The organism is Synechocystis sp. FACHB-383, from assembly GCF_014698605.1.
Lineage (GTDB): Bacteria > Cyanobacteriota > Cyanobacteriia > Cyanobacteriales > Microcystaceae > Synechocystis > Synechocystis salina.
On sequence record NZ_JACJTJ010000036.1, the window covers coordinates 24,622 to 33,429 of the forward strand.

The following is an 8,808-nucleotide window of genomic DNA, read 5'->3' on the forward strand; positions in this document are numbered from 1 at the left end:
TCCGAGGGTACGGTGTTTTTCTTGCCACTCTTCTGTTTCTCCCTTTTTTTTGGATTCCATGTGGCCTCTCCCCTGGCATCAATTAAAATTTCCCCTAGCTTTTATCTGTGCGTCTGCCATCCATGCAGGGTTGCTATGGTTACCCTTGCCCCCACCGGCACTGGAGTTGCAGTCTTTCCCCCCTCCATCAAATGATTCTGCTTCCGAGGCGATCGCCACAGTCCCCCTTACTGACCTAGTGACACCAGCCCCCATAACCGAACCGCCGCCCCGGCAATCCCCCCAAGCTTTAGCGCCTTCCCCCCCTGGGCCTCAATCGGTTCCCGAAGTAGTACCTAGCGTTGTGACACCGCCCCCATCTCCTCCCCAAACCACTGCCCTACCCAAAGCCCCCCCCAAAGCGGTAAAGGCGCCCGCAAGCCAATCGACCCCAAGGCAACAGGACGAAGAGATTGAGCCTGAATCAGATCCACAACCCAGCCCCGACCAAAGGCAGGAGATTGAGAGCGAGGTTAAAAGTATTGAACCCTCTCCTTCCTCTGTCCCGGAATCCAAGAGAGAACTCATTGCTGGTATTGCCCACCTAGAAGGGGCTCAATCGGGGTGCTACGGCTCAGATGACTGTCATTTTCTGCCAGGGGCCACGGTGCGAGCCGTCACCCAAGACCTCCAAGCCCGTTTGGAGGCAGAAGGCTTCCGCCTGAGTGAAAGCTATCGAGATACGGGACTGCGGGTATACGAAGTCTATCGCCAAGACAAACCAGCCCAATTTCTCCACATCGTCAGTGATAATGCCGGACGGGATGCGTTTTATCTGCTCTCCCCCCAACAAAAAACTTTAGAGGAACTGAGATCGCCATGAATAACAAAAAACTCAGCCTAACCCTATCATTGGTGGGAATCTTAGCTTTAACGGCTTGTAATCAGCCCACGGAAGAAATTGATCCGCTATCACAGTTGCGGGAGAAAGGGGAATGTCTTGATTGCAATCTAGCGGGGGCAGACCTGCGGGAGTTTAATTTGGAAAATGCCCGCTTGAACCGTTCTGATTTATCAGGGGCAAATTTATCCGGGGTGAATTTACGGCGAGCGTTGTTGGACCGGGCCAATTTGGCGGGGGCAAATCTGAGTGAAACAGATTTAACCGAAGCAGCGTTAACCGAAGCTAATCTGGCCGGGGCGGATTTGAGCGACGCTAATTTGGAGCGGAGTTTTCTCCGGGATGTGGATTTAACCGGAGCTAACCTGAAAGGAGCCAACCTAGCTCAGGCCAATTTAACGGCGGCGAACTTGACCGATGCCAATTTGGAAGAGGCAGAATTTAACGAAACAACCATGCCCGATGGTTCCCGTCGTTAGCGGGGAACAGGACAAGTCTCTTCCCAGACAATTTCCATTAAGCGATGGGAACGCACTGGTTTAACTAATAATTTGTCGGTGGCAATTTCCAGTTGGGCAATGTTCCCTTTTGTCTGCTCTGTGGCATCCACTAAAGCAATAATTATGACAGGGCTAGAGCCGAAGAATTTACGAATTTCATCCAACTTCCCCTTCACTTCTGTCCCTGCATTGGCTAAATCCATCACCAATAAATGACAGGCTTGATCATCTAGTTTGACTAATTGGGTTAATTCCGCTGCGGTTGGATACAGACAATTTAACCATTGCAGTTGGTAACCCCTAGCTCGGAAATAACTACTCAGGGTAGTGGCATAGGCGGAATTTTCACTAATTAAAGTGATGGTTGTTGGAGTCGGATTATTAATGCTAGAAACCTTAAATAATTCGCCCTGGGGAGGTTGGTCAACGCCATCTTGAAGAATGCAAGGAATAACGACAAAAAATTGACTACCCCGGTTTAATTCACTGGTGACACCTACCAAACCTCCATGGAGTTCAACAATTTTTTTCACTAGAGAAAGACCTAATCCTGTACCTTCATAACGACGATTGAGGGCACTATCAATCTGCACAAAAGGCTCAAAAATATTACTTAATCTTTCCGCCGCAATGCCAATACCTGTATCTATAACTGTAAGATGTAACTGGGGCAATTGACCATGGTGATCAGGAGCCCCTTCTTCCATGACCAAGTTAACCTGTAGGATTACCTTGCCCCCTTCAGGCGTAAATTTAATGGCGTTGTTGAGTAAATTAATTAGAACCTGACAAATCCTTCGTTTATCCACCACCACATCTGGTAGATTGGGTAGTATTTCGGATGATAAATTAACTCGCTTTTGTAGTGCAAAGTGTTGCACAAATGTCAAACTATGATTAACCAACGTCAGTAAATTAGTTGATTCCAAATCTAAATCCATCTTGCCAGCTTCGATTTTGGAAAGATCAAGAATGTCATTGATCAAGGAAAGTAAATGTTTGCCGCTTCTTTCCACCACTTCCAAAGACTGAATTTGTTTGCCGTTTAAGGGACCATAAAACTGATTTTGTAGAGCCTCAGCCATGCCTAAAATGGAGTTGAGGGGAGTGCGCAATTCGTGGCTCATGTTTGCCAGAAATTCATCCTTCAGTTGGGTAGCTTTGGCTAAAATTTTGTTGGAAAGTTTTAATTGTTCTTCTGCTTTCTTAATCTCCGTAATATCGGCGATCGTGCCAATAATCCTAGTAAATAATTGATCTTTTTCCAGGTGAATTTGCCCACGTAACAGACAATAATAAATCTGGCCTTCAGCGTCTTCTAAACGGAGTTCTACTGACAGTTCCATTGTTGGGTCGGCCAAACTTTGCTCAATGATCTGCCAAAACACAGGGCGATCGTCTGGGTGAATGAAAAAATCCCCATCTCCCCGCTCCAGGGGTTGCTCAAAGCCGAGCCAGGTAATCAAATTGGGATCCACTTCAAAGTAGTGCAGTTGGGGCTGACATTCCCACACCCATACCCTAGTGGCTTGGGAAGCCAATTCGTAGCGTTGGGCAATTTCCACATATTTCCTTTCAGCAATTTCTAGGGCTTCCCGTTGATAAATCTGCAATTGATTGAAGGTATGCACCAGGGTTTGCCCCAAGAAACCAATCTCGTTACTTGGTAGGGGAGGCAAACTAAACTGCTCAACATTGTCATAATTAATTAATGCCCGGTGCAGTTTACCCAAAGGGGCCAAGACAGAATATCTAATTAGTAAACCCAATAGCAGAACGATGACCACAGTGCCAATAATGAATGAAGCCACTACTAATAAAAGTGCCTGGTTAACCTCTCGGTTTAATTCCTGTTTTGCTAGGACTGTGATTGCCACTCCCCGTCGGTGGCTATTTTGGTCATGGGAACTTTCTCCCTGCTCAGGAAAAGAGTACGTATTAAAGGGAAGAGCATAAACCACCACTTCTTCACCATCAACTTTGGTAATTCGAGATTGGGGAATGCCACTGATGGAAACCTGTTCAAAAATAGGAAAAAGAGCTGGTGCGATTTGAGCATATTTTTTTCCCCGTGCTATTTTTATCCCCTCGCCATGGGCAATGATAACACCGTTAGGATCGATGATTGAAATTGTTTGCACATTGGGCCAAGCCGCATAATTTTGCACTAAGCGATTGAGACGATAAACGTCCTTGGTCTCCACCAAACCTTCCGCTGCAAATTCCAAGCCTTCGGTCAATCGCTGGGCTCTTCTGGTAATATTAATTCTTGATTTTTCTTGTAATTGTTGCCTGGTAAAAACTATAGCTATGGCACTGGTAAACAGGAGAATGAGGGCGCAACCAGCCAGCAACTGGTAACGTAGGGGGCGGGTAAAAGTGGGTTTGTCCTGAACCATAGCTAAAGACGCTCCACAGCTTGGGAAAATGGTCGGGAATTTATGGCAATATCATCTCGAATAATCAAGCGATGACGACAACTTTCTTGTAATAATCGATAGTTTCTGGCAATGATGGACTCTAATCGTCTTTGCATTAACATTTCTTCATTCAAGATGCGATCGCCGTGAATCATACCCTGGAAACCTTGGACAAAGACTTCCACAGGGACCTCTAATTGTTGGGCCACAATGGCGAAAACCTCCTGGGGATTAGTTTCCACCGCATCCATTACCTCCAGCCATACTTGAATGAAGCGAATTAATTCTTCTCGTTTTTCCTCAACCACTTCTGCACGGGTTATCAGACCATCCACCACCATGCTGTCTATTTCTGCGGTGGTGTAGATAATATTACCCCCAATTTCTTGGGCTGTTTTGTGCAACAGCGGTTCCCAAAGCACTGCCGCATCAATGGAACCATCCTTGAGGTGAGCAATCCCTTCTTCGTTGGGTATGTCAACAATTTCCACTTCGTTCAGGTCTAGATCGTTGGCCCACAGGGCTTCAAGCAAAATTACGTGGGCAATACTGCCAAACCGAGCACTAATTTTTTTGCCAGCCATTTGGGCCATGAAATTTAATCCCGGCCGGGCCACAATGCCGTCGGAACCAGCGGAAACATCGGCAACGAGGATGAACTCTGGGGTGGCTTGGGGAAAATCTAATTGCATGGCCTGGGGCAGGGGGGCAAAACTAGCATCTTGGTAGCCCCGCATGGTGGCCCGGAGATTGTCGTTCTGTTCTTCAAAATGAACTAGCTTAACGTCTAGTCCCCGCTTGGTGAATAGGCCCTTAGCTTCGGCATATAGGATGACGCTATAACCAGGCCAGTCGTTCATGCCCACGGTGAGGGGTTGCAAAACCTGTCTTTGGTTCAGGCTGACCAAGGCGATCGCCGTTAGGATAAGAGTGAGCCCAAACCCTAGCAGGTTTTTGAGGGGATACTTCATGGCGATCTGGGGAAAATGGGAAAAACTGGCAAATTTTAGTCAATTTGCTTGCTCTGGTCAATACCGTTCAGCAACCATGGAAAAATCAGCCTTAAGTCCCCCCGGTTATTGTCTCTATAAGGGAACGACCAGAGATCGACGGTTACTGGTGGATTTTTTGGAGCGTACTTACCAGGCCCTCTTTCCAGAACGGCACGACTTCTCCCATTTGGGACAAACAGTGGAAAGTTATTTTTCTTGGCGATCGCCATTGTGGTGGGTCACTCCGGAGGCTGGCCAGGGGAGCCCTATTCACCATAATAATAGTTTTTCCGTCGGGGAAGACCCCTTGGGATTGATGGCCCAAATTAACCTGCCAGCACAGGATCAGAGGGGAAATAACCAAGGGGAAAAAACTGCTTGTGCCCAGCCCATTGCCGGCCTTTGGCTCGGTAACGCCGTTGATCAGGTCACGGGCGATCGCCATGGCCACATTTTTATGCTCTATGTGGAGCCGGCCCACCGTCGTCGGGGTATTGCCACTGCTTTGATGGCCCAGGCCCAACAATGGGGTGAACAAAGAGGCGATCGGCGATTGGCGTTACAGGTTTTTACCCACAACCAAGGAGCCAAGGAACTGTATGAAAAATTTGGCTTTTCCCCCCACGCCCTACTAATGCAAAAAACTTGGTAGCTATGGCAATTGCCGCCGATTTTCCCAATCTGGTCAGCCTAATTGACCCCACGGCTTTAACCTTGCCGAGAAAGACTTTCTAAGGCAGGATTAACAGTGGCAGATTCCCCGGTAAGGCCCTCCATGTCCCATTCCTACCATTGTCGTATTTACGTTACCCTCCGTCCCTCCGTGCTGGACCCCGCCGGTACTGCTGTGCAATCCGGTTTGCAACAATTGGGGTACGATGGCGTTTCCCAGGTCAGAATTGGTAAATATATCGAATTAATCCTCGAGGCCCCGGACGAAGCCACCGCTTCCCAACAGCTAGACACCATGTGTGACCAACTATTGGCCAATACGGTGATCGAAAATTATTGCTTTGAAATTACTGCCCTAGAAGGTGCCGTCACGCCATGACCAGCTTTGGTATTATTGTTTTCCCCGGTTCCAACTGCGATCGGGACATTGCCACCGTCACCGCCGGTTTGTTAGACCAGCCGACCCGGTTTATTTGGCACCAGGAAACCGATCTCCATGGGGTGGATGTGGTGGTTTTGCCAGGGGGCTTTAGCTACGGCGATTATCTCCGCTGTGGGGCGATCGCCAGATTTTCCCCCATCATGGCCGCCATCATTGACCATGCCAAGGCAGGCAAAAGGGTGTTGGGCATCTGTAACGGTTTTCAAGTCCTGACGGAGGTTGGGTTATTGCCGGGGGCTTTAATCCGCAACCGGGATTTACATTTTATCTGTGACCGAGTATCGGTGCGGGTGGAAAGTAACCAAACTGCGTGGACCCAGGGCTATCAATCTCAACAGGTAATCACCCTTCCCATTGCCCACGGTGAAGGCCGCTATTTTGCCGATGAGGATACGTTAAAAGGGTTGGAAGATAACGGCCAAATTCTTTTCCGCTACAGCAACGCCCAGGGGGAAATGACTGCGGACAGTAATCCCAACGGCTCCTTACACCACATTGCTGGCATTACCAATGGTCAAGGCAACGTCTTGGGTATGATGCCCCACCCAGAACGGGCGGCCGATCGCCTACTCAAAGCAACGGATGGTCTGGCTATGTTCGTCGGTTAGGTTAGTCCATCAAAGCAAGTTTTGCATTAACACCTGGACGAGGAGGATCATTAACTTTGCTCACCGGAGCTAAACGCTTAACGTTAAGGGAGTGGAAAACCATTGGCCTCCTGTTAACCATGGTCACCACCCAGGTTTTGGGGGATATTTGGCTCAGCCAGGGCATGAAAGTGTTTGGCTCAGTGGAGGACTATAGCCTGGCGGGTTTGTGGACATTGTTTCTCTATCTGCTCACTTCCCCCTGGATTGTGGTGGGGGTAATCACGTTATTGTTTGCTCTGTTCCTTTATTTCACTGCCACATCTCGACTGGATTTAAGTTTAGTTCTCCCCCTATTTTCTTCCAGCTATATCCTCAATGCCCTACTGGCGTGGCTAATACTGGGGGAAGAAGTTTCTTTTTACCGTTGGCTCGCCACCTTTATGATTGCCAGTGGCGTGTTCATTGTCTGTTGGTCGGAACATCGTCACCGCTCCCAATTGATGCGGGAAAAGTTTAGCCCGACCCCTGCCGTTCCAGTGAAGTCTTCCCGGCGATCGCCATTGTGGTTATTTCCGGTGGGCATTGCTCTGTCCCGAGTCTGGTTTGGTATTCTAATTTTAATTTTTACCGATTCCGCTGGGGACGTATTAATCGCCCGGGGCATGAAACAAATTGGCCCTGTGAGCTTGCAATCACCCCTGAAAATGGTCAAATTAATTGGTCGTATCCTTTCCCATCCTTCAGTTTTAGGAGGCATTGGTTGCCAAACTATTAGTTTTGTCACCTTCATTTCCCTACTCAGTTGGACGGATATTAGCCTGATTCGACCGGCAGGAGCGCTTGGTTATGTAATGAGCTTATTAGGGGCCAAATTTTTGCTCAAGGAGACCATTCCCCTGGCTCGTTGGCTGGGTATTGGCGTAATCACTGCTGGGGTAGCCCTCATCGCCCTCGACGAAGTTAATTTGGTGGATCAAATTTTGCTGTTTTTGATATAGCCATCACCAATGGATAGTTCAGTGTTAATTTGTTTGATGAGCATTCTATTTCCGTCTCTTTAATCTGGTATCAGCACCGTTACACGTTTCTCAGAAAGAGCTTCAGCATTACCGCTTGATTCCCAAAAGGATAAGCGTACAATGGATTCAGTCTGAGTGAAATATTGGTGCTGGAGACTTAGTGTTGCGTCAGCCATCTGGAAAAAACTAGCAATCATTAAAATTTTAGTTAACCGATCCTTCTCTAAAAAATGGAATTGCTGAGTATCAAGAAAAATTCTTTTAGAATTAGAGGAAGAATCCCCAAGTCAGGCTTTAATTTGTCATTGACAAAACAACAACAAAGGCACTAACTTGCTTGCTTATTGAAAGAAATAAAAGAGCAACTTAAAATCAACTTGACAAGAGTATTATTATGGAATGCATTTCAGTAGGTTTACGTATCGAATTTAGAGAAATTTGTTGTACTAAATTGGTTTTGCGCCAAATCAATGATGTATTTCAGGGAGCTGGTATTCAACCAAGTCAAATTAGGCGCAATAGTAATATAAATGGCGAAAGGCGATCGCGCATAGAAGAATATTATGCGTCTATTGATTGGAGTAACGTGGTCGACGTAGAAAAATTCTTAAAAGTCATAGAATTAGCACTTTCACTATCTTATTTTGATGAAAACGGAAAAGAAAACATACAGAATATATGCACTAAAGAAGGCTTGATTGTTGATGAGTATCGTGTCAAGTTGTTAAAACCTGACAATCAGGATAAAAAATATAACTTATTCAAGAGACAATTTCCTGCTGGTTTACCCTTCGGAAAAGACAAACCTCATGTCAGAATTTTCAGTGATGACGGGTTCCAAAAGATCGAGTATGAAATGAATAATAAAACCATGATCATTCAGAGTAAACATGAAATTTATCCAAATTTTAGCTATAAAAATTTGCAAGCAATATACAATCTTGACGCTCATACAGATGAAAGTCTTAGGCGTTTTTTGTTGGAAATTCAGACTGAAAAAGAAGCAATTTTTTTAAAAATTATGCAAAAAAATTTAACATGAAGTATGATGAGAGAGTGCCAATGCTATTGCCTCAATCATGGATACAGTGGCATTCTTTAAACAAAAAAGATTTAAGGGCTATTGACTCAGAACATGCAGATAATTTATATCGAGTAGATTTTGTGGCTTTTTGGGGACCTGATTGACTGACAAAAGAAGTGAAAAGCAGTCTAGGTGGGGATTGTAGAAAAGAGGGGAGGTCGCGTTCTAGGATTAGATACCACTCAAAACCTGGAACGCTATGCATAATC

At 46.3% G+C, this 8,808-nt stretch carries 9 protein-coding genes; 7 read left to right on the forward strand and 2 right to left on the reverse strand.

Annotated elements, in window-relative coordinates; all coding sequences use genetic code 11:
• Window positions 1-58 precede the first annotated feature (58 nt).
• Window positions 59-862 (forward strand): hypothetical protein, encoded by an 804-nt coding sequence (locus H6G45_RS10370; RefSeq protein ID WP_242018130.1) that lies wholly within the window; start codon window positions 59-61, stop codon window positions 860-862.
• Window positions 859-1,359, forward strand: a complete 501-nt coding sequence (locus H6G45_RS10375; RefSeq protein ID WP_190598371.1) for a pentapeptide repeat-containing protein — start codon at window positions 859-861, stop codon at window positions 1,357-1,359. The genes H6G45_RS10370 and H6G45_RS10375 overlap by 4 nt, the downstream gene beginning before the upstream one ends.
• On the opposite strand, the gene H6G45_RS10380 is transcribed toward H6G45_RS10375, so the two are convergent.
• The gene (locus tag H6G45_RS10380) at window positions 1,356-3,779 is read right to left on the reverse strand and encodes a PAS domain-containing hybrid sensor histidine kinase/response regulator (RefSeq protein WP_190598372.1); all 2,424 of its coding nucleotides are present in this window, start codon (window positions 3,777-3,779) and stop codon (window positions 1,356-1,358) included. The genes H6G45_RS10375 and H6G45_RS10380 overlap by 4 nt on opposite strands.
• A 2-nt stretch (window positions 3,780-3,781) precedes the next feature.
• Window positions 3,782-4,771, reverse strand: coding sequence for an ABC transporter substrate-binding protein (locus H6G45_RS10385; protein ID WP_190598373.1), 990 nt, complete (start codon window positions 4,769-4,771; stop codon window positions 3,782-3,784).
• Window positions 4,772-4,847: 76 nt separating this feature from the next.
• Between H6G45_RS10385 and H6G45_RS10390 the strand changes: the two genes are divergently transcribed.
• The 5 genes from H6G45_RS10390 to H6G45_RS10410 all read left to right on the forward strand — a co-directional run bounded on the left by H6G45_RS10390 (window position 4,848) and on the right by H6G45_RS10410 (window position 8,557).
• Entirely contained in the window at window positions 4,848-5,444 is a 597-nt protein-coding gene (locus tag H6G45_RS10390) for a GNAT family N-acetyltransferase (protein WP_190598374.1), read from the forward strand.
• Between the two features lie 96 nt (window positions 5,445-5,540).
• Entirely contained in the window at window positions 5,541-5,843 is a 303-nt protein-coding gene (gene purS, locus H6G45_RS10395) for a phosphoribosylformylglycinamidine synthase subunit PurS (RefSeq protein WP_190598375.1), read from the forward strand.
• Window positions 5,840-6,514, forward strand: a complete 675-nt coding sequence (gene purQ / locus H6G45_RS10400; protein ID WP_190598376.1) for a phosphoribosylformylglycinamidine synthase subunit PurQ — start codon at window positions 5,840-5,842, stop codon at window positions 6,512-6,514. Before purS ends, purQ begins: the two co-directional genes overlap by 4 nt.
• A 56-nt stretch (window positions 6,515-6,570) precedes the next feature.
• Window positions 6,571-7,494 (forward strand): EamA family transporter, encoded by a 924-nt coding sequence (locus tag H6G45_RS10405; protein ID WP_242018131.1) that lies wholly within the window; start codon window positions 6,571-6,573, stop codon window positions 7,492-7,494.
• A gap of 415 nt (window positions 7,495-7,909) precedes the next feature.
• Window positions 7,910-8,557: a hypothetical protein gene (locus tag H6G45_RS10410; protein ID WP_190598377.1), complete on the forward strand. Its 648-nt coding sequence runs from the start codon at window positions 7,910-7,912 to the stop codon at window positions 8,555-8,557.
• The last annotated feature ends 251 nt before the right edge of the window (window positions 8,558-8,808 follow it).